Origin of the sequence: Dyadobacter sp. CY261, assembly GCF_021440085.1 — a bacterium.
Classification (GTDB): Bacteria; Bacteroidota; Bacteroidia; order Cytophagales; family Spirosomataceae; genus Dyadobacter.
Genome location: NZ_JAKCPW010000010.1, coordinates 316921 through 339192 on the forward strand (window position 1 = coordinate 316921; position 22272 = coordinate 339192).

The 22272-nt window shown below is 47.5% G+C and carries 19 protein-coding genes; 13 read left to right on the plus strand and 6 right to left on the minus strand.

Features of this window, described 5'->3' with window-relative positions:
- Positions 1–10: 10 nt before the first annotated feature.
- The 4 genes from LZD49_RS26145 to LZD49_RS26160 all read right to left on the minus strand — a co-directional run bounded on the left by LZD49_RS26145 (position 11) and on the right by LZD49_RS26160 (position 3503).
- On the minus strand, positions 11–289 hold the full coding sequence (locus LZD49_RS26145) for a hypothetical protein (RefSeq protein ID WP_234670646.1): 279 nt from the start codon (positions 287–289) through the stop codon (positions 11–13).
- Positions 264–929 (minus strand): cation transporter, encoded by a 666-nt coding sequence (locus LZD49_RS26150; protein ID WP_234670647.1) that lies wholly within the window; start codon positions 927–929, stop codon positions 264–266. The genes LZD49_RS26145 and LZD49_RS26150 overlap by 26 nt, the downstream gene beginning before the upstream one ends.
- Before the next feature lie 118 nt (positions 930–1047).
- The gene (locus LZD49_RS26155) at positions 1048–2172 is read right to left on the minus strand and encodes a YncE family protein (RefSeq protein ID WP_234670648.1); all 1125 of its coding nucleotides are present in this window, start codon (positions 2170–2172) and stop codon (positions 1048–1050) included.
- A gap of 17 nt (positions 2173–2189) precedes the next feature.
- Complete coding sequence (locus LZD49_RS26160; protein WP_234670649.1) at positions 2190–3503, minus strand: Gfo/Idh/MocA family oxidoreductase; 1314 nt, start codon at positions 3501–3503, stop codon at positions 2190–2192.
- A gap of 151 nt (positions 3504–3654) precedes the next feature.
- Between LZD49_RS26160 and LZD49_RS26165 the strand changes: the two genes are divergently transcribed.
- From LZD49_RS26165 to LZD49_RS26205, 9 genes are all read left to right on the plus strand, one after another.
- A complete protein-coding gene (locus LZD49_RS26165; RefSeq protein ID WP_234670650.1) occupies positions 3655–3861 on the plus strand; it encodes a hypothetical protein in 207 nt (68 codons plus the stop codon).
- 226 nt (positions 3862–4087) lie between these two features.
- Entirely contained in the window at positions 4088–4384 is a 297-nt protein-coding gene (locus LZD49_RS26170) for a tyrosine-type recombinase/integrase (RefSeq protein ID WP_310590505.1), read from the plus strand.
- 473 nt (positions 4385–4857) lie between these two features.
- Positions 4858–7587 (plus strand): right-handed parallel beta-helix repeat-containing protein, encoded by a 2730-nt coding sequence (locus tag LZD49_RS26175; RefSeq protein WP_234670652.1) that lies wholly within the window; start codon positions 4858–4860, stop codon positions 7585–7587.
- A 538-nt stretch (positions 7588–8125) separates the two neighbouring features.
- Positions 8126–9811 carry a murein L,D-transpeptidase gene (locus LZD49_RS26180; protein WP_234670653.1) on the plus strand — a complete coding sequence of 562 codons (1686 nt, stop codon included), beginning with the start codon at positions 8126–8128 and terminating at the stop codon, positions 9809–9811.
- Between the two features lie 135 nt (positions 9812–9946).
- A complete protein-coding gene (locus LZD49_RS26185; RefSeq protein ID WP_234670654.1) occupies positions 9947–10546 on the plus strand; it encodes a TetR/AcrR family transcriptional regulator in 600 nt (199 codons plus the stop codon).
- 92 nt (positions 10547–10638) lie between these two features.
- Positions 10639–11820: an efflux RND transporter periplasmic adaptor subunit gene (locus LZD49_RS26190; protein WP_234670655.1), complete on the plus strand. Its 1182-nt coding sequence runs from the start codon at positions 10639–10641 to the stop codon at positions 11818–11820.
- Positions 11821–11951: 131 nt separating this feature from the next.
- Complete coding sequence (locus LZD49_RS26195) at positions 11952–15113, plus strand: efflux RND transporter permease subunit (RefSeq protein WP_234670656.1); 3162 nt, start codon at positions 11952–11954, stop codon at positions 15111–15113.
- 53 nt (positions 15114–15166) lie between these two features.
- Positions 15167–16588: an efflux transporter outer membrane subunit gene (locus LZD49_RS26200; RefSeq protein ID WP_234670657.1), complete on the plus strand. Its 1422-nt coding sequence runs from the start codon at positions 15167–15169 to the stop codon at positions 16586–16588.
- A gap of 234 nt (positions 16589–16822) precedes the next feature.
- Positions 16823–18061 carry a site-specific integrase gene (locus LZD49_RS26205; RefSeq protein ID WP_234670658.1) on the plus strand — a complete coding sequence of 413 codons (1239 nt, stop codon included), beginning with the start codon at positions 16823–16825 and terminating at the stop codon, positions 18059–18061.
- Between the two features lie 19 nt (positions 18062–18080).
- Here the strand turns inward: LZD49_RS26205 and LZD49_RS26210 are convergent, their stop codons facing one another.
- The gene (locus LZD49_RS26210) at positions 18081–18626 is read right to left on the minus strand and encodes a hypothetical protein (protein ID WP_234670659.1); all 546 of its coding nucleotides are present in this window, start codon (positions 18624–18626) and stop codon (positions 18081–18083) included.
- Between the two features lie 83 nt (positions 18627–18709).
- A complete protein-coding gene (locus tag LZD49_RS26215) occupies positions 18710–19480 on the minus strand; it encodes a helix-turn-helix transcriptional regulator (RefSeq protein ID WP_234670660.1) in 771 nt (256 codons plus the stop codon).
- A gap of 340 nt (positions 19481–19820) precedes the next feature.
- Here LZD49_RS26215 and LZD49_RS26220 point away from each other — a divergent pair, with 340 nt between their 5' ends.
- The 4 genes from LZD49_RS26220 to LZD49_RS26235 all read left to right on the plus strand — a co-directional run bounded on the left by LZD49_RS26220 (position 19821) and on the right by LZD49_RS26235 (position 22267).
- Positions 19821–20045, plus strand: a complete 225-nt coding sequence (locus LZD49_RS26220; RefSeq protein WP_234670661.1) for a hypothetical protein — start codon at positions 19821–19823, stop codon at positions 20043–20045.
- 725 nt (positions 20046–20770) lie between these two features.
- Positions 20771–21547, plus strand: a complete 777-nt coding sequence (locus LZD49_RS26225) for an antA/AntB antirepressor family protein (protein ID WP_234670662.1) — start codon at positions 20771–20773, stop codon at positions 21545–21547.
- Between the two features lie 24 nt (positions 21548–21571).
- Positions 21572–21826 (plus strand): hypothetical protein, encoded by a 255-nt coding sequence (locus LZD49_RS26230; RefSeq protein WP_234670663.1) that lies wholly within the window; start codon positions 21572–21574, stop codon positions 21824–21826.
- A 105-nt stretch (positions 21827–21931) separates the two neighbouring features.
- Positions 21932–22267 (plus strand): hypothetical protein, encoded by a 336-nt coding sequence (locus tag LZD49_RS26235; RefSeq protein WP_234670664.1) that lies wholly within the window; start codon positions 21932–21934, stop codon positions 22265–22267.
- Positions 22268–22272 lie beyond the last annotated feature (5 nt).

Sequence of the window (22272 nt, forward strand, 5' to 3'; positions counted from 1 at the left end):
GCAATGACCGTCAGATCATCCATTTTCGCTCGGTGGTAAAAGAAATAGTGAGCCACATTTTATATTCGCCCCGGATATGGTCATACAGCTCCTGCCTGATTCCATCCAGCTCTTTCACCTGTGTATGTGCGAGCGCTTGGGGTAACAGAAAATCAATTTCAACGGTATAACTGCCACCGGTTTTGGCTACCCGCACGTATTCGTCGATAAAACCGTAACGCTTCGAAATCCCTTCCGCCTGCTGATGGATCATTTCCTCCACCTCATCGTCGGGTGCGAATTGCAGCAATTCGCGGATGTTTTTCCAGAATGTGCCCACGGGGATTCGCAGGAAAAGAATGGAAATGATAATGACCATACCGGGGTCGAGGATAGGGGATTAGATACGACAGCGATGTTTCGCGCAAAAAATATCCAAGCGACAAAACTATAAGCACGCCCGTGCTCAACAATGCGTCGAGCTGCCATTCAGTGGCTTCGATGCGCACATATTCGGAACGGATTTGCAGCGCCATTCTCCGGAAGTACAGCCAAAGCAGGAAGCAACCGACGATAGAGGCAATGAGGTAAGGCAATGCAATATCGAGCTCGACAAGCTTCCCTCCATTGATGATGTCCATCACCGAGGTAGCGAGCGAATACAAACAAAGGAAAATGATCACGGCTGATTGCAGCGTCATCGAGAACGGCTCGAACTGCGCCCGGCCGAATGGCAAATCATCGTCATCGGGCTTGCGGACGAAGTTGTTGACCAGTAACGATACACCCGACAGGCTGATGCCAACCATCGAAAACAGGGCATCGAAAATGATCGATTTCGAACCACCCGCTATCCCGACGATGATAGCCCAGATGGTAAATACCGAACCGGTGACGATCGAAAGCTTTATGAGCCGTCGCTCACGAAGGCGTTTTTGTCTCTCATTCATGGCGTTTGGGCGAGCGCAGGAATATCGGCGCGATCACCCTGAATAAGTTAAAAAGACCTGAGGCTCAAAGCAAGTTCCAAAGGGTGCATTACCATTTTGGGAAATTCCCGTGCCGAGGCTATTTCCTGCTCACCTGCGAACTTCGTCGCCCGACACCGAACTGATCGCCCGCACGTACAGGTTTCCCGCCAACAAACTGTACCTCTACCATTTTCTCACTTCCTACGCTGTTATGAAATTCGTCTGTTAATATCATCAGGATTTTGCGCGTTTTCACATCGATCACCTCTCCGCTCGAAGGATAGGCATAGTGCCCATCCAGGCTGAAAGTTACCCAGCCCGGCATATCCTGAACGGGAATAGTGGTAAGTTGTTGGTAAGGTGGTTTTGCGCTGAAAACGTGCATCCGCATATTATGGCCGTCACAAAGCCAGATCTCTGACTCATCGGGCGTGAGGCCAATGCCGTGGCTAGGGTTGCCGTGTCTCCGTACCGGGCCGCGCTCCCATCCTTCCACACCGATATGGGCTATTTTCGTGCCTTTTTGAATATCCCCTACTTCGAAACCAAGTAAGCTGTCGACCGTGATGTAAGCCAGCGATTCGTCGGCGGTAATGGTGAATGGACGCACATAGTTTGCAAACGGACCGACTTTTCGGCTCAGTTCGTGTGTTTTAGGATCGGCGATATGCAGCCAGGGGCTCGCAATATCGCCCATGTAAACTGCATTGCCCGAAGCTCCGTAAATCGTATTATGCGCCCTTTTGTGGACGTTGATTTTCTTGATAATATCACCCGTTTCACAATTTACCACGTTCCAAAACCCTTTTTCCAGGGAAGGAAGATACATCGTGCGGCCGTCGGGAGAAATCGCCATCCGGTCGCAGCCGCCTTCAAACGGTTTTTCCCAAATCACTTTTTCCGTCGTCAGATCGATGCGTTGCAGGCCTTCCAGCGTGCTGACATAAATGCTATTGAGCGGCAAGCTGACGGCAATTCCCTTTACGTTCGATGGTTTTCCATTAGGATGTAAACCACCTGTGGCGATCCTTTTGACGAAACGATGATTGTTATCCATATCAAAAACCAGCAGCCCATGCCCGCCATAGCCCAGGTAATCGCGGACTCCCGGTGTAGCGACATAGAGGTACCGCTTTGTAGCCGGCTTTTTAGCAGATTGGGATATAACCAGCTGACTGACACAAAGTAGCAGGGATAGCGTTACAGAACAAATCCTCTTCATTTTTGAAATACTAAAAATCATGAAACAGAAGGTATCTTATAGCCGTTATGATACTCTTTCGTAATGAGCTTGTTGGCTTCGTCATCTGTAAATTTCCCCTTTTCTTTATCCCAATAAATCTTCTTGCCGGTCCGGTAAGCGATATTTCCCATTTGAGAAAACACCGCAATGTCGGAGCCAACCTGGATGGGTGCATTCAGATCCGCCATTTTCCGCGATTTGATGACGTCGATGAAATTCTTCGCGTGCAGGTCCAGTCCGTTATCGATCGATTTCTGGAATGGAACGGATTCCATCCGCTTGCCTTCTGGTATCACCTCCCAGCCATCGCGGCTCAGGACCAGGGTGCCATTGTTGCCAATGTAGGCAATGCCGTGCTGGCGACCGTAAGGACCGCCATCAATACCCATCGCGTGTTCCCACTGGATATTGAAATCGTCGAATTCGAAAACGGTCGTAAGCGTGTCGGGCGTTTCGGCACCGGAATCCTGGTTGGCAAACTTGCCACCGGCCGCCATGATGCTGTTGGGGTTAGCGGCTTTCATGCCCAGCAATGCATAATCGAGCAGATGCACGCCCCAGTCGGTCATCAGGCCGCCGGCATAATCCCAGAACCACCGAAAATTGAAATGAAAACGGTTGGGGTTGAACGGCCGTTTTGGCGCCGGTCCGAGCCACATATTGTAATCGACGCCCGCCGGTGGGTTACCATCCGGCAATTTGCTGATCGGGTTTACCCAGGCGAAATAGCCCCAGACCTTCACCAGCCGGATTTTCCCCAACTTGCCCGAATGCACAAAATCGATAGCGTCGCGGAAATGCTTCTGGCTGCGCTGCCATTGCCCCACCTGCACCACACGGTTGTACCGTTGCTGCGCCGCCACCATGGCACGGCATTCGGCAATGGAATTCCCGATTGGCTTTTCAACATAAATATCTTTGCCTGCCTGACACGCCTCGACCATCATCAGACAATGCCAGTGATCGGGCGTGCCGATCACAACCGCATCGACATCTTTATCCGCGAGCAACTGCCGGTAATCTCCATAAGTCTTAACTTTGGCCCCACCCTTGGCCAATTCGGCGGCACGTTTGTCGAGGACATTTTTATCGGCATCACAAAGCGCCACACATTCCGTCCCCGGATTTTTAAGGATCGCATTCAAATCTGACCAGCCCATCCCATTGACTCCAATGGCACCGATGCAGATCTTATCGGCCGCTGAAACTTGCGCAAATGCAGAAACAGGGGAAGGAACAATGGCCGAGAGGCCGGCACCAGCCGCGAGGGTGGTTGCGGTGCTGAGGAAGTCGCGTCTTGAATGGGTCATAATATGTGGTTAAATACAAGAACGTATAAAAAAACCTTAATTAAGCCGAAAAGGACATTTTCAAATTCTACCATTCTATAAATTGTAATCAAAATAGGGCCATTTGTTATATTTACATTGTGAAAAATCCACCTATCAGACCTTTACTTAGATGAAAAAAACCTTGTGCGACAGTTTTCTTCGACAAGCGCAGGATGAGGGGGGATGCGCGTCCGTCAAGCTGTCGATTTACTACAACTCACAACAAAAACAATACGCTACCGGAATTATACTTAATGACAAGCAGCTTGATTTTCTAGCTAAAAATAAAGCCGGCCTCACGGGAAAGGTTCGCGATGAAGGGCTTCGTAATTTGTGAAATAAAGTCTAGCATTGAGAAATCAGGTGACGATTATTGTCTAGGTATTCGGAAGCTCCCTTACTTCTGCGGCAGGATGAACATGGCTGACCTTGCGCGGTTAAAATGGCGGAACATAGATTTGATCCACAACCAAGTTTCATTTATTCGGAGAAAGACACGGACCAACAAGGCCAACCCAGGTTTGGAGACCGCTCTTCCCCTAGTTCCCGAGACTAACTAAATTATCAAAAAATGGGGACAATCAAGTAGCGATCAAAATGAGTTCGTTTTTCCGGAGCTGAATCAACAAGTGAACGAGAAGGAAATCTACCTGGCTGTTTATAATCTTACCCAGCGCGTCAACCGCATGCTCGTTCTCATCTTGAAAGAACTTGGCATTCAGGCCAAAATTCGAACCTATGAAGCCCGCCACAGCTACGCGACAATGCTAGCGCGGGCGCAGGTGCCCTTAGCGTTTATATCACAAGGATTGGGACATTCGAGCCTAACCACCACTGAAGAAATACCTGGGTTCAGTTGAGTATGAGCAGACGCAGAAGTATTTGAGTGCGTTGATACCTCGGAAACAAGAAAATAGCGATATTAAACCATTAGTGTGAGCAGAGCTTCAACTCCTGATAGTAAAGTTAAACGTATAGTCAAGACAGAAAAATAACAAAGGACTCTGGGATAGGGGTGGTTCGTCGATCCGTTTTCAAGATGTTTTTACATTTCATATACATCTCTCCTGAAATAAGCTATTGGGCGGAATTCAAAAGTTTCATATCCTTCCGTTTGGGGATCTCGGTCAAACTCAGCTCGCAAAAGTATAATCTCCACGATCCTCGATTCACGAATCGCCTCCTGCAATTCTGATCGATTTCTGGCGATGTCTTTGGCGTCCATAAATAACTGTGAGAGACTATTAAATTAATTCAAAATTATCACTTAATAATTACTTATTGAAAGTAACCGAACGTTTCATATATTTCTACTTCACGAAACAAATACGCTATGAAACAATCCGTTATCTCCATTGTTCTGCAAATGGTATTTGCCGTACTACTGCAAGTAAACGTCAATGCGGCTGCTCCAAAATTGGACCCAATCAAATTTACCTTAACAACAGTAGCAGAATCGATTGCTCTAAACGAAGAATTCGAATTTAAAATCACTGCCACTTATCAGAACATCAGCCCAAATATTGCATACGTCTTCGAGGGAGCCAATTCCTTTAAAGTAAAAGTAGTTTTTCCGGATGGGTTCAAACAAACAGGAGGAACATATCATGACTTTATCGGGGCTGACCTTTCGTCATCACAACCTTCGGTGTCATACACAGTCAAAGGAAAATTCACAAAAGAGTCTGAGGATGGATCATTCTTGCTGCTACGAGGGAATAAAAATGCACATGCTGACAGTGAGTTTATTCTTGTCGGCAAAATCGCTTTCTTCGCATTTAAAACCGGTCTCGGGAATAAAGAGGAATATGAGGCTCGCATTACAGCCATCATCCAGTCATATATCCCATACATGACCATTACCCAGTTTAACGCGGGAATGGCAGACACTTCCAAGGTGATTTACATCAATGAAGGAAAGAGGTCGGGCATTTTCATCAAAGATCCTTCTGATACTACCACGACTGCGGATACTGCACTTATTCTCGGATCAAGCACAATGTATGGCCAGGCGAGATTCAAAAGAAAACACGACAATATTTTCTATCCTGAATGGTGGGGAGCTGTTGGCGATGGGATTGCAAACGACTTAAGGCCACTAAGTCGAGCTATTTTTGCTGCATCGGCTAGAAGGGCAGAATTATTCCTAGTCTCTACTTATATGATCGACAATACAGTTGATGTAACCTGTAATGTCTCCGGGTCCGGAACGATATTCACCAGAGGGGCGGGCAAACTTCAAATCCTTGTCGATAATATTGTAGTTAAGAACATAAGCCTCAATGGCTCAATTGACGGTTCCGCAGCGGGTGCACCTTCTGGAAGGGCTATTTATTGCCAATCAAGGAACAATGTCATATTCGATAATATTACAGTTTCCAATATCGTAGAGCGCGGCTTTTACATCATCGGCGGATCTAATATCAAAGTGGCAAATTGCACCATTAGGAACTGTCGGGGCCTTAATGGAGATGGAATTTACATTAGATACAGTTTAAATCCGTTAATTATAGGGAACCATGTAAGCGAGTTTACTCGTATTGGAATAATTTGTGAGGGTGATGATACTAGCGGTGGAGGCACCACAAGAATATATACGCGCGATGCTTCCATTATTGGCAATACAGTTATTAATTCCATACAATCTTCACAGCCAAATCCTTACACGAACGGTGGCATTTGGTGCGAAAACGTTGCCGGCGCAATAGTATCGAATAACACTGTTTCTGGTCTACATGCAAGAGGCATTGTTGTTACACCAAATATTGGAGACTTTGAATCATTTCAATACATAATTTCCGGAAACAAGATAACCAGCGTAGTGGATGAGCCTGGATATACGGGCACTGGTATCGCCATGAGTTCTGCCGAAAATCAGGTTATGACAGTTAGCAATAACATTATAACTGATTGTCGGCGAGGTATGGAAGTCGGGTATCCCAAGGTATGTAATATAATTGGCAACACCTTCGACCGTAAAGAACAGCTTGAAACCTGGTTTGTTGATAATATATTTCTACTTCCGTCGCTTTCGGCACACACGTGGCAATCGGTCTTCAAAATATCCAATTGTATTAACAACATAAATTATACTACTAGGTTACCTTTACGCATATCAGACGTGTTCGGACAGCAGGGTGATATCTCAATCAGTGACTGTGTTGGAAACTTTGCATTTGTTTTAGGCAACAGGGCAATGACAGGCAATATTAAAGTTTCAAACACTCTCTTAGACTATTCGTCACTTTCCGCATTGTATTTTTTTGCAAACGTCAGCGGATCAGGCAGCGGAAAAGCAACCTTCACGGACTGCGATATGATTGTGCCTAATGTCGCTCAAATTGGCGCTTGTGGAAATGAGTTAACCATCGATAATTGTAGAATCTCATCTTCATCCCCAACACGAATTTTTTATGGAGACAGCGGATTTTCCAAGACGAAGGTTACAAACAGTACTTTCCGAAATGTCCGATTTCACGACATAAGGCGAGCAGGGACTGAGTTTGTTTTGGAAAATTCCGACTTCGACGGATATGATCTTTCGCAAGGTCTGTTTGAAAATACAGTAATCCAAGTTTCAAAGGTTGAGGTTTTTGGTTGCCGGTTTTCCAAAACGAATACTGTCACACCTATTCAATTTGCGAGCGGAGTCGCAGATTTCTCGGCCGGGCACAACCTGTTTTATTCAATCGCACTATCTGATGGAAATTTATCTGCCGCTAGACAAAGTATAAGCCTACAACGAGGAACAACGGCTCAAAGACCTTCAACGTCGCAAGTTGGTTACCTTTATTTCGACACAACCTTGAATAAAGAGATATATTGGAATGGTTCAGAGTGGGTGTTGCTTACTACTCCTCCAAGCTTTATTTCAGACCCATCAAACACGGCTCTCACGAAGGCAACTTTGAACGCTAATTATGGAACACTAAAAGCAGGGAGTACAATTACGTGCAACTCGATTCCCACAGGGGCGTATGAATATAGAAAATTGTCGGACAGCAATACCTCCGACTGGGTTCAAACACAGTGGTCGACAGGAAATAAGGCTTTGGCTCTATAAGGAAATGTCGAGAAATCATCCGAAATCGATCCTAAGGGTTCGATTTCGGATCCCCTGAAAGGTCTACGGGATGACCGAATTGCTTTTGGTTTTGAAACAACATTTGAGTGATTACAGCACAGGAAATTGAAAAATGGTTTAAAGGCCGGGAGCCAGCGAAGAGCCGGTATGGATGCTTAAATCTACCTGAATCACCGATCCAGCCTTTTTTGCTGAAGGGCGGCTTTCTTCAATGAAAGCCAATCCGGATCCACGGCATCAACAAGCTGATTGAGTTTAAAGAGTGGATGGAAAAGAATGGGTGGGGTTGAAAAAAACTTCCTTTCAATAAATACGACAATGCCGATTTAAAGGCCATGGCATGTTCCGCAAATTGGGACCCGGAGTTTTTTGACAGGATCATTGCATTCCATCCATAAAAAACCCGGAACCAGGCATGGGGACCATGGTGTCCGGGTAGAATCAACAACAAAAAAACCAAATCTCCTGCTAAGATATCTATGACATCGAATTGACAGGATTTTGATAATCCTTTGGTTTGAATGAGATTTCTAACGGTAAAGCGGCTATATTGGCTACCGTCTGTGACGCTTTTTTGAATATGAAGAAAATCGCATTGTTCCTTGTCCTTGCCCTGGCTGGCACTGCTTGCCGCAAAGGTTCGGAAAAGAAAACGGAGATCGCCAAACGCGACACCACCATTACGATTGAAAACTCTTTTACTGAGCTGTTTATCGATACAACAGCGCTGGCCTCCTACGTCACCGCGCATGCGCTCGACGACAGCCTTACCAGTAAACTGCGCAGTTTTTACAACCATAGGAATTATCAGTATGCCTGGTTCTTCCCTGATGGCATGGCCGAATTTGTGCCGATTTTCAGGAGTCTGCGAAACGATTATATTCATTATTCCGGCGATAGTTCGTTGTACAGTCCGTCGCTTGACAAGACCATCGATTCATTGGCACAACTGAAAAAGATCACGCCTGATAATCCACTGGTCGTTGATGCAGAGCTTGCGCTAACGGAGCAGTTCTTTCGCTATACCGACCGTGCCTATTCCGGCGACCACCAGATCAATACGCAGGAGCTCAACTGGTTCATACCGCGCCGGAAGCTGAACCCGGAAGTTTTTTTGGATTCACTTTTAAAAAACAAAGGGCAGAACATAGCGGCCTACGAGCCCGTGAACCGGCACTACAACCAGTTGAAAGAAAAAGTATTACAATACTACACACTGACCAAAAACGGCGAGCCGGCCACTGTCGATACCGAAAAGAAATTCCGTGAAGGCGACCGCGATACACTCATTGTTGCATTAAAAAACCGCCTGCATTTGCTGGGCGATTTTCCTGAGCCGGACAGTACCACGCGTTTTGACACCACGCTCACCAGCGCCGTGAAGCATTTCCAGCAGCGAGTTGGCCAGAAACAAACTGGCATCACCGGCCCCGCATTCTTTAAGGAACTCAATGTCCCAGTAGCGAGTCGAATCCGCCAGATGCTCGTCAATATGGAGCGGATCCGCTGGATGCCTGCTGCCCCTCCTACCGATTATGTGCTTGTCAACATTCCCGAGTTTACGCTCCATGCCTACGAGGATGGCAAATTGTCATTCGATATGGTAGTTGTGGTGGGTTCAGAGGCAAATAGTACTGTCATTTTTTCAGGCACGCTCAATCAGATCGTTTTCAGTCCTTACTGGAATGTGCCAGCAAGCATTTTGAAAAAAGAAGTTTTGCCGGGCATTAAAAAGAACCCCAATTACCTGGCACGGCACAATATGGAATGGAATGGCGGCTCGGTGCGGCAGAAACCCGGTAAGTCGAATTCGCTGGGACTTGTAAAATTCCTTTTCCCGAACAGCTACAGTATTTATTTTCATGACACGCCGAGCAAAAGCCTCTTTAATGAAAGCCAGCGTGCATTCAGCCATGGTTGCATTCGGTTATCGGAACCAAAAAAAATGGCGGAATGGCTCTTGCGCCGCGACAGTACATGGACCAGCGAAAAAATCACCGCTGCGATGAATGCAGGTAAAGAAAAATATGTGCGACTGCGCGGCAAAAACGAAATACCGGTTTTTATCGGCTATTTCACCTCCTGGGTCGATCAGTATGGCAATTTGCAGTTTCGCAAAGATGTGTATGGCCATGATCGCAAAATGGAGGAAAGGCTCTTTGGAAGTACCGCAATGCCTGTCGCACAGGCATTGCCTCGCTGACACTCCATACCCGGCATGGTTTTAGTCCAACACCTGAACGAGGCAAAGGTAACCGGGATGTTACCGACCTGTGGATTGCTATTGTGAAAAACCCGCAGTACCTTTGCTAACATCGTTAGGTAGATGTAAATTACCATGGGAATCCTCGAACGAAAAATACGGCAAAAAGAAAATATGCGGACCAATATCCTGGCGGTAGCCTTGCAATTGGTCAAAGAAGAAGGTTGGCAATCACTGTCAATCAGGAAGATAGCCGATGCCATCGAATATAGCGTACCGGTGATCTACGATCACTTCGAAAATAAAGAAGCGATCTTGTTTGAACTTTCTATGGATGGTTTCCGGTTACTCGATAGATCTTTGGAAAAGGACAAGCGAAAATATGCAGATCCGGAAAAACGGCTAAGGGCCCACGCCGAAACTTACTGGAACTTTGCTTTTAAAAATCCGGAATACTATCAATTGATGTACGGCCTCGGCATGCCCTGTTCGAGCCCGGGTAAGGCAAAACCGGAGTTTAATAGCTTCCGAGACCACATAGGAGAAGCGATTGAAGGAATCGTGAAAGATAAAAAAACTTCCAAGGAGGAAACTTGCTTTAAAATTCATGCGTTGTGGTCGGTAATACACGGCTTGATTTCGATCGTAATGATGCGCTGCTCTGATATTGACGACTCACAAATGAACAAAAAAGTAATGGATGAATCTGTTGACGCTTTCATCAAAAACCTCTGATTATTTTTTTGAATTTTGGCTAACACCGTTAGCATTAATAACTTCACTACCTATTCATAATTAACTGATTATCACCACAAAAGTCCACATCCATGAAAATGAACCGAGTAAAAACAGCCAAGGGACTAGCTACACTCCTGTTACTAGCCGCGGGCTCCGCAGCCATATACAGCTGTGGTTCAACCACCGCCAATGCACCCGCCTCGGCACCGCCTGCACAGGCGTTGCCGGTATTGACCGTGAGCGATCACGAAGTTACCTCACACCGTGAGTTCACAGCTTCCATCCAGGGAAGCCGCGATATCGAAATCCGCCCACAGGTGGATGGTTACCTGGATCGCATTTCCGTAGACGAAGGTGCTTATGTCCGTAAAGGTCAGGTCCTTTTTCATATCGATGCACGCCCGTACACCGAGCAACTGAATACCGCCAAGGCCAGCCTGCAATCGGCGAAGGCCTCGCTGGAAAGTGCTTCGATCAACGTTGAGAAGCTAACGCCGTTAGTCGCGAACAAGGTTGTATCGGATGTTCAGCTGAAAAGTGCGAAGGCAGCTTATGATGCCGCCAAGGCGAATGTCGCTCAGGCACAGGCGGCCGTAGATGCAGCGAAGATCAACGTAGGATATACCGCAATCACCGCTCCGGCCGACGGCTACATCGGGACAATTCCTTTTAAAACCGGCAGCCTGGTGGGTAAGGGCACGATGGAAGCGCTTACTGTCCTGTCCGAGACAAAGGACATACACGTATACTTCTCAATGAGCGAACTCGATTTCCTCGATTTCAAGCAGGAATTTGAGGGCAATACCATCGAGCAAAAAATCAAGCAGATGCCTCCTGTGGAACTGGTACTCGCCGATAACAGCGTTTATCCGCAAAAAGGGAAGGTACAGATCGTTGAAGGTCAGTTTGACAAGACAATGGGTGCCATCAACTTCCGTGCGACATTCCCGAACGGAAACGGGCTGCTGCGCTCGGGTAATACCGGGAGGATCCGCATTCCGCATTTGCTTGCCAAATCGGTGCTGATCCCGCAGGAAGCTACATTTGAGTTGCAAGACAAGGTGTTTGTTTACACCGTGCTCGACAGCAACAAGGTGGAAGGCCGCCCGGTGACGATTGCCGATCGCAGCGGACGCTACTATCTGATTTCCAAAGGCTTAAAACCGGGAGAAAAGATCGTATACGCCGGCATGGACAGGCTGCGTGACGGTATGGCCATCGCTCCGCAGAAAATGTCGATGGACAGTCTGCTGCAAGCGAATCCGATCTGAGTACCAGAGCAGTTTACAACTATCTACACCAATTGACTGAGCACCATCGCATTGAAAAATGCGATGGACCGCTCCCGCTTTGCCAAGAAACTTGAACATTAGCCCCGCGAACGGGGACAAATCCAAATTTTATGTTTCAGAAATTTATAGAAAGGCCCGTCCTTTCGACGGTAATATCAATCCTGATATTACTACTCGGGATCATATCGCTTACAACGTTACCGATCACCAAATTCCCCGACATCGCGCCGCCGACCGTACAGGTGACAGCCGTTTATCCGGGAGCAAACGCAGAAGTCGTAGCCCGTGCGGTAGCGACGCCCATTGAAGAGGCCGTGAACGGGGTTGAAAACATGACTTATATGACGTCGTCGTCCAATAACGACGGCACCATGGCCCTGAATGTGTATTTCAAACAGGGTACCGATCCTGATATTGCTGCCGTAAACGTACAAAACCGCGTTTCGAAAGCTGTAAGCCAAATTCCTCAGGAAGTGGTGCAAGCCGGTATCTCCACGCAAAAGCAACAGAACTCGATCATCATGTTCGTTGCGCTTTCTAGTGAGGACAGCACTTACGATGAAACGTTTTTGCTGAACTATATTAAGATAAACCTCGTGCCCCAGCTGCAACGTATACCGGGGGTCGGTCAGGCACAGCCGTTCGGCACACGCGATTATTCGATGCGTATCTGGCTCAAACCCGACCGCCTCGCAGCATTGGGACTTGCACCTCAGGAAGTAACCGCAGCCATCCGCGAGCAAAGCCTTGAAGCCGCTCCGGGCCGTTTGGGAGAAGCCAGCAAGGAGGTTTTTGAATATGTCTTGAAATACAAAGGAAAACTGACGCAAAATAAAGAGTACGAGGACATTATCATCAAAGCGAACAGTGATGGCTCTGTGATCCGCCTCAAAGATGTAGCGCGCGTCGAGTTCGGTTCTTACACTTATTCTTCCAATGGTAAACTGGATGGCAATGCGTCGTCCGGTGTGGCTGTGTTCCAGACCGCCGGTACCAATGCGAACGACATTCTGATCCAGGCCGAAAAACTCGTGGAGGATTTTTCCAAAACGCTACCCAAAGGCCTGAAAACGACCATCATGTACAACTCGAAGGACTTCCTCGACGAGTCGATCAACCAGGTTCGTTCGACGCTTTTGGAAGCATTCATCCTCGTGTTTATCGTCGTATTTATATTCCTGCAAGATTTCCGTTCTACGTTGATCCCTGCCATCGCGGTTCCGGTGGCCATTATAGGTACATTCTTCTTTATGCAGCTTTTCGGGTTTACGATCAACTTCCTGACGCTCTTTGCATTGGTACTGGCTATCGGTATTGTCGTCGATGATGCGATTGTGGTCGTGGAGGCGGTGCACTCGAAAATGGAGCGAACGAACCTGGCCGCCAAGCCCGCTACGATCGAATCCATGAATGAGATCTCAGGCGCGATCATTTCGATCACCCTGGTAATGGCCGCGGTATTCGTACCGGTTGGTTTTATGCAGGGACCAGCGGGGGTGTTTTACCGGCAGTTTGCATTTACGTTAGCCATAGCCATTTTGATTTCCGCATTGAACGCGTTGACGCTCAGCCCCGCGCTCTGTGCATTATTTTTGAAAAATCCCCATGCAGAAGGAGCAGACGGTACGCATGGCCGCAAAGGTTTCTCGGCCCGTTTCTTCTCCGCATTCAATGCAGGGTTTGAATCGATGACCGGTCGTTATGTGAAAAGCCTGCAATTCCTGATCCGCCGCAAATGGGTGACCATCATTGGCTTGTTAGTAATCTCAGGAACGACACTTTGGTTAACCAAAACAACCCCTACCGGCTTTATCCCAACCGAAGACCAGGGCTTCCTCCTATATGCGCTCAACACGCCTCCGGGGAGCTCCCTCGACCGTACTTCAAAAGCGATGGCACAGGTGGATAGCATTGTGAAAAAGTCCCCTATTGCCGACCACCGCTACATTGTGGAAGGTATGAACATCATTTCTAACTCCAACGCATCGCCTTACGGTGTAGGATTTATCCGCATGAAACCGAAGGAAGAGCGTGGCGAAGTACAGGATTTCAACCAGATCGTGGGTATGATGTCGCAGCAGGTACGGGCGGTGAACGATGCGAATGCATTCTTCTTTACATTCCCTACCGTGGATGGTTTCGGTAACGTCAGTGGTTTCGAGTTTATGTTGCAAGACCGTGGAAATGGTTCCTTGGAAAAACTCAGCACGACGACCAATGCATTCCTCGGCGCATTGATGCAACGCCCGGAGATAGCCTATGCATTCACCACTTTCGCGACCGGTAACCCGCAATTCCAACTGGAAATTGACAATGCGAAGGCTAAACAGCTGAATGTTCCTGTGAACGACCTGCTGCAAACGCTGCAAATCTATTACGGTTCCAGCTTCGTGTCAGACTTCAACCGGTTTGGAAAATACTACCGTGTGATGGCACAGGCCGATCCTTTGTACCGTCAGAATCCACAGTCGCTGGATGGTATCTATGTTAAAAACACCGAGGGCGAAATGGTACCGGCGAATCAGCTCGTGACTTTGAAACGCGTATTCGGTCCTGAAACCGTGACCCGCAACAACTTGTATAATGCCGTAGCGATTAACGGAACGCCGAAACCCGGTTACAGTACCGGTGACGCCATCCGCGCTGTGCAGGAAACTGCTGAGAAGGTTTTGCCTAATAATTACAAAACTGAATGGACGGGTATGACACGTGAAGAGATCAACTCCGGCTCGCAGATCATCCTGATCTTCGTACTCAGTTTGGTATTCGTGTACTTCCTGCTCGCAGCACAGTATGAAAGCTACATTCTGCCACTCGCCGTGATCTTTACAATCCCGCTGGGGGTATTCGGATCCATGCTGTTTATCAACTGGATGGGTATTGAAAACAATATCTATGTACAGGTCGGGCTGATCATGCTCATCGGGTTGCTAGCGAAAAATGCGATCCTGATTATCGAGTACGCTGTTCAGCGTCGTGAGGCCGGTATGACCATCGTCGAATCGGCACTGGAAGCCTCCCGCCTCCGGCTGCGCCCGATCCTGATGACGTCCTTCGCATTCATCGTCGGTCTGTTGCCGCTGATGCGCGCAACGGGTGGCTCGGCGCTTGGTAACCGTTCTATCGGAACCGGTGCCGTAGGTGGAATGCTCACAGGTGTGATCTTAGGGATATTCGTAATCCCGGTACTGTACGTGATATTCCAGTATTTGCAGGAAAAAGTCGTCAAAAAACCGGTTCAGCCAAAACTGGCGGAGGCAGACGCGCACTAGTGGCGCCTCTCCCGGCACCGAAAAGCGATGACTGGTTTTATTCAAAAAACATCATGAAAAATATATTTAGATTAACGCAAATACCCGTTCTGCTCACGTTGGTAACCCTGCTCGCCGCTTGCAAGGTGAGCAAGGACTACCAGCGCCCCGAGCTCACCCTGCCCAACGAATACCGGAATGTGCCTTATGGCGACACCGCTACCATCGCGGACATGGGCTGGAAAGAGTTCTTCCCCGATACCACGCTGCAAAAGCTGATCGAACGTGGAGTAACTTACAATTATGACCTGCAAATCGCGCTGAAACGCATTGATATCGCGCAACAGCAAGTAAAACAGGCCAAAATGCTGCAACTGCCAAGCCTCGACCTGCGACTGGCCGGAACATACAACCGCCCGTCGAAAAACAGCTTGAACGGGATCAGCGCCAGCAGTTTCCTCAAATCGAACCACATCGAAAATTACATTACTTCTTTCGATCTGTCATGGGAAGCTGATATTTGGGGCAAGATCCGCCGCCAGCAACAAGCGACATTGGGCCAATACCTGCAAACTTATGAAGCCACCAAGGCCGTGCAAACGCGCCTGGTCGCTGATATTGCAAAAGGCTTTTTCAACCTCCTGATGCTCGATAAGCAGCTGGAAGTGGCCAAACACAACCTCGAACTGAGCAATAACACATTGAAACTGACAACCTTGCTCAAAGATGCCGGCGAAGTAACATCGCTTTCCGTGCAGCAATCCGAAGCGCAGCGTGAGGCCATTGCATTGCTCATCCCGCAGTTGGAACAGGACATTACGATTCAGGAAAATGCGTTACAAATCCTGACCGGACAGATGCCCAATGCGATCGACCGTAAAGTGAAACTGGCCGATTTTAAAGCTCAGGATAGCCTTGCCACCGGTGTTCCGGCAGCGCTCGTGAGCCGGCGGCCGGATGTGCGCGCCGCCGAAATGTCCGTCCTCATCGCGAATGCACAACTAGGCGTGGCGCAGGCGAGCATGTATCCTTCGCTGATCATCTCGGCGAGCGGCGGTATCGAATCGTTCAAATCGAGCAACTGGTTCAATATTCCGGGATCGTTGTTCGGTATTGCAGCTGGAACCATCGCCCGTCCGATTTTTGCACGGAGAGAGCTGAAAACCAACCTGGAAGTCGCCAAGATCGAGCGCGAGCAATCGGTACTGGAATTTCGTCAGTCGGTGTTGAATGCGGTAGGAGAAGTTTCGAACTCACTGGTTCAAACCAAAAAACTGAAAGAGCAGGAAGCCATTGCGAGCAATCAGGTCAATATCCTGCAACAAGCCATTTCCAATGCGCAACTGCTTTACCAAAGCGATATGGCGAATTACCTGGAAGTGATCACCGCGCAAGGCAACGCATTGCAGGCCGAACTGAACCTCGCATTTATCCGGAGCCAGTCGCTCGTAGCACGCGTAGACCTCTACCGCAGCCTCGGCGGCGGCTGGAAATAAAAATTCCAATCAGACTGGTACACACTATGATAAACAACTTTGTTAAGTGTAGTTAGGATATACAGCCGAAAATATTTTTCGGCTGTATATAAAAGTCTTTAAATAAACATAAAAACAGGCTCAAAACCAGCTATCTACAAAAACACACCTCTTGCATATGTAAAACCATTTTAGGTAGTTTTGAGAAGGAGGATTCCCCAATTCAATCCCCCGAATCACCAAACACAAACCAAAATGGCTACCATAAACTTCTACTTGAAGGATCCCAAATCCTCCAAAAAAACGCCGATTAATTTATTCCTCAACTACGGCGCAAGCTCTCCTTTCAAATACGCCACCGGCTTCTCTGTTCTTCCATCCGACTGGAATATTGACCGACAGCGCGTCAGGGAAAAACGAAGCATTCCCGACTGCGTCGAATGCAATGCCTTCCTCAGCAAGCTGCAAGCCCTGGCAAGCCAAGTCTACTTCCGGGTTCTCACCGAAAACAATGAAGTCAACAGGGAGCTATTGAAAGCCGCGATGGACAAGGAGCTCAATAAGGACAAAAAGAAGACCGCCAAGCCACTTAATTTTATGCAGTACCTCGACTACATTGTCGAGTTCAAAGAGCGCGTCAACACCTCGGATGTGCGCATTATCAAGGCCTGTGTCACTAAAATTAAAAAGTACTGCCAACAGACCAGAAAACCACTCAGCTTTGAAGACATGACCCTGACATTTCGGGATCAATTCAATGCTTATTTGGAAGAGGAAGGCCTCAGGCAAAACTCGATATCAACCTATTTTTCCGCGCTGCGCATCATCCTCATCCAGGCACAGGAGGAAGGACTCAACCCACACCACCACTTTCGCAGCAAGAAATTTTCAGCACGGCCGGAAAAGGTCAAGCATTACGCCCTGCAAGAATCAGAGCTGATCAAAATCTACGAGGTGGATTTGTCCGGCCTCCCGAAGAGCTTTGAAGAGGTCCGCGACACCTTCCTCATCGGAGCGTTTTCCCTTATGCGCGTATCGGATTACAGCACACTGAACAGAGCACACTTCCAGGACGGTAAAATATACCGGAAGACCCAAAAGACGGGCGCAAACGTGGTGGTCCCTGTACACTGGATCGTCCAGGAGATCCTCAACAAACGAAACGGCGAACTTCCTCGACAGATGCACCGGAATGTTATCAACGCGAGGATCAAAGAAATTGCCGAGCTGGCCGGCATTACGAACGAGGTCGTAGTTTCCTCCACTCGCGGAGGTCAGCGCATCCATGAAATAAAATCAAAGTTCGAGACCGTGACCACTCACACCGCCAGGCGGTCAGGAGCCACCAACATGATCAAGCAGGGCATCGCGCGCAGCGACGTGATGACAGTCGGTGGATGGACCACAGAAGACGCATTCAATCGATACATCGATATCGCAGAGGAAGACACCGCGACCAAGCTCGCCAGCCATCCGTTTTTTAAGAAAGCTTGAAGGAGACAGCACGTTGACACTACCAGTCGCTTTTATTCACTTCGGAAAATGAAAACAAATCTGAAAAATACTGCTCAACGTATTGGCCTGCCTTTACTTTACTTTTTGACAAGTCCCACTCCTTCCCTTGGGCCCACTTTGTCAGAGCCTCAGTCATGGTAAGATTCCCTAAGCTTGTGTGCCATTCCATATTAGACAAAGTCACCTTGTACTTGCCATCCTTCCACACCACCGTTACATTGCTAAAAAATGGATGATTCATAAAAACCTGAGTATTCCCCCATTTGCCTCCATATTTTTTATAATCTATCAGACAGTTTGATATATAGGCAGTTATAACATTTGAATTTTTTTGAAAGTCTCTAACATCCTTGGTTTTTGGGATATTAGCTATCAACATCTGTTCTATCTGAGAAGAATTTGCACTATCTACCTCAAATACCTTTTCGAAAAATATCTGATTATTGTCCTTCTTAAGATACTTAAATGGAAGCTCAGCACTTGAATTTTGACCAATTGAATCAATCGAAAGGAAGAGGAATAGTACAAAAAAAATGTTCTTCATATTATCATTACAGTTGAGTTAATTACTTACTCATTTCATGAGTTAAAGTACAATAGTACAATCGATTATATCAAATAAACACGTTATGTTTCGCGAGTTATCAAAAGGATATTATAAAGTTCCTGCACCTCATCCAAGTGGACAGCCCCTCCGCCATAATTAGGGTTCAGTGATTCGTAGGTAATGACACCACTTTCAACATCGTGCCCAACGATCTTCTTGATGATAATGCCGTCATACTTCACAATTACCCAATACGGGTGCTTATTGAAATGAAGCTTACTTGTCCAATGCTTTCTTTGAAGTCGCCGACCAGTCACCAGGTCACCGCTCGCAATCGAACCTATTGATTCATTATTCATCGAATCTCCTCTTACCTGAAAGGTTCTGTACGTCCCAAAGTGCAGCTTATTAACTACAACCGCATGCTTTGGTAGCTCCTCAACATATTCAGGATCCGCCCAGCCTGAAACATATCCAGCATACCCAACCTGCTCTACTAAAGGCGTAACCATCAAAAACCTACCTTCGCCGATATCCAGAAATTCGGTTCCATCTTCACGCTTAATAGTCTCAAATGGCGTTTCTGGAATGTTGATAGGCACCGCATTTGATTCAGTTGCCGATTTTGAGCCTGGCTCCTTCATCATCTCCCCCTCTCCTTCGCCCAACCATGACACGTTTACACCAAAATGACCGGCCAGCGTTGATATTGTCGCTTGGTTGGGCTTATTACTATCCTTCAAAAGGCGCCCGATAGTAGCCTCAGAAACTCCTGTGTGCTTGGAGACGATATAGGCACTTTGACTTTTAAGCTCCATAATATGCCTTAAACGCTCTCCAAATGACTTCATTGTTTAGAATTAATATAAATAACACAAATGTTAGTACAAATAGTAGCACACTACTTGCAAATGTTAGTATTCGATAATTATATTTGCATATGTCATGATCGAATTACTGACAAATGTATATCAGAAGCGCCGTATAGGCAAACGTTCTGGCCGAACGGTACTGCGGTTTGTTGATTGGTATTTTTGACATGAATAGTGACATGTTGTTTTCTGCGGAAAACACGCCAAAAAACGAGTTAAAGGTGAGTTGAGGAATAGATTGACACTGGTAGCGGGATTTTCCTGCTACCAGTTTAAAAAAATACCAGAAAAGCATTTCATCAATAAATTTTCATAAACAATGAGTCAACAATCATTTGGACAGAAGGCGGTAGGTCTATCATTCAATCCGTCAGGCGACGACGCGGTTTCGAAAGCAAAGCAAATATTTGCAGACGCGATCGATCAGCTCAATGAGCTTCGCAATACAGGAACGCCGGAGGTAAAGCGCCTGGCTTCGATCGCGATCACTGAAACGCAGAGCGCGCAAATGTGGGCAGTAAAAGCGCTTACCTGGAAGGACTAGTATTTAAGAGCCGACGGGGCGAAGGCAAAACACATAGGTGGCGGAATTGGTAGACGCTGAAAGTATCCTAAACCTTGCACCATAAACATAAGAACTTGGTGATAGATTAAGCCCGTTCGGTCGGGAGAGCAAGGTTTGCAGGTTCGGGTCCTGCCCCGTGTACTAGGAATTTTGTGGTATATATATTGGAACAGCTTGGCGGCGATCGATTGAATGCCGCCAACTTTTACAAAAAAAGCAAATTTCAAATGGACTTTGACCTGTATGCCGATTCGGCAGCCGATTATTTGAAAAACAGACGAACAATTCGGCACGTCGTCAAGCGCGGAAAGTATATCAACGCTTACACTATGAAGTTTACACTACCGAGGACCGCCTTTCAATGGCTTGTTTTCTGGACTCATTTTAAAGTTTTTAAAATCTACATCAATGCCGCCGAGCGGACGCATAAAATCACTAAGAAATTAAACATCTGGTTCAGCTGGCCTACCAAGTTGTAAGACGAAAAGGCGAGAAAAGGTTACTGGTGATCCGTTAAAACGCCAGATGCGCTTTGCAGTGCCTCGTGTAGCTTAGATGGTTAGAGCAACACATGCATAATGGAGGAGGCCGCGGGTTCAATTCCCGCCACGGACATTGTGGAGTTTTCCTTATTGGACCGAGAGTAGGCTTTCCGGTGTGCCGCAACCAAGAACACCGGGATTTCACTTCATCAATCAAGCACAATGCAAGAGCTAATTCAGATTCAGAAAAGCAAAGGCGGCAAGAATGTCGTTTCCGCCCGGGAGCTGTACGAATTCCTGCAAATCGGAACCAGGTTTAACGACTGGATTGAGCGCAGGATCCAGAAGTACGGATTTTCCGAGCACGAGGACTACGCCAGGCTTACTCAAAACAGAGTAACCCAAACAGCACAGGGAAGAACAGGAGTTACGGTGGAGACGGATTTCGCGCTTACCCTGGACATGGCCAAAGAGTTAGCAATGGTAGAGGGAAACGAAAGAGGCAAGCAGGCCCGGAAATATTTCATCGCCTGCGAAAAGATGCTGACATCAATGACGCCAACCCACCAGCTACCCGCGACCTACGCTGACGCTCTCCGGCAGCTGGCCGAGAAAGTAGAGTCCGAGGACCGACTTTTGAAGGAAAACGCAGAGCTCCGCCCGAAAGCCGCCTACACGGATATGGTCCTTTCCTCGGTTGATGAGTGGACGACGACAACGATCGCCAAGGGCCTGAATATGTCGGCGGCACAATTGAACAGCCTGCTCTGCCAAATGAAGGTTCAGTACAAACACGACGGCACTTACATGCTTTATTCCCGGTACCAGGACAAAGGATTTGCAAGACAGCGGACATTCCCATTTGTCAGCAAATCGACCAGCCAGACGCATACCAGAACATACCTGGTGTGGACTGAAATCGGCAAAGAATTCATACACCGCCTACTGAACCCGATGTTACAACAGTTCTCGGAAGTGGCACGCAGACAAGCATCGTAATAAATTTATCAATCGTACAACCCAATGGAGGCAACAGTCGAACTTACCGCAACCCAAAAGCTGGCTATCAGAAATGACAAAATCTATTCTGAATACCAAAGGCTAATGTCGGCGGGAACGCCATCATACGCCGCGGTTAAGCACATCCAGCAGCATTCTGAAAGCATTGGAGGAACATTCCTTCACTCTTACGAGCAGATTTACCGAATCATAAAAAAGGTAAAGGCGCAGAGAGAAAAGGAGGCCAGAAAAAAGCGCAGGGCACTAGCGGCCGCATAGTGATGAGCTGGTCATTGATCGCCGTCATCCTGCTATCCGCAGTTATAGCCGCTCCTTTCATCGCAGAACGGTTTAAGAAATCTCATTGAAGCAAACACGAATACCATGGACGTACTTGAACGCATCGAGCAGCACATGAGCCAAAACGCGGCATTCATGCAGTCGTTGAACTCATCCCTGATAGGCATGCATCCGAAGCCGGAGCAGCTACCCGACATATTCATTAATGCCAGTGAGGTGCAGCGGATCCTTTCGGTTTCTGCGCCGACCGTGATCATGTGGACCAGGTACGGGATCATTCGCCACCACGACAATCCTCAGTGCCGGGCAAACAAGTTCCTTCTACGGGAAATCCTCTGGCTCAAAAAGCAAAAGTACACCTTCCTGACACCGGCCGAGATCAAGAGCCTGATCAGCCGCAGATCATCCGAATTATCGTAAAAAGT